This window comes from Rhizobium sp. SVR5-9E (assembly GCF_056755095.1).
The window spans coordinates 1-257 of the sequence record NZ_JBNDHS010000517.1 but is presented as its reverse complement, the minus strand read 5'-3'; the positions used below and the strand labels follow the sequence as shown (position 1 = coordinate 257).

Genomic DNA, 257 nt, shown 5'->3' with positions numbered 1-257 from the left:
CTCATGCATCAACCATCGTCTCAACACCTGAAGAGGCCATTACGGCAGGTGAGACCTCCATCCCCTCACAGGGGGAGAATATGCCTGCTTACCACGCGCGGCCAAAATCGGCCGACGGCCCGCTGCCCATCGTGATTGTGGTTCAGGAAATTTTCGGCGTTCACGAACATATTCGCGACCTTTGCCGCCGTCTGGCGCTGGAAGGTTATCTGGCCGTTGCGCCAGAGCTCTATTTCCGTCAGGGCGATCCGAACGAC

At 58.0% G+C, this 257-nt stretch carries 1 protein-coding gene; it reads left to right on the top strand.

Annotation, left to right across the window (positions count from 1 at the left end):
* The coding region (locus ACPYOJ_RS35875) for a dienelactone hydrolase family protein (protein ID WP_481420461.1) at positions 1-257 on the top strand (257 nt) is incomplete at both ends.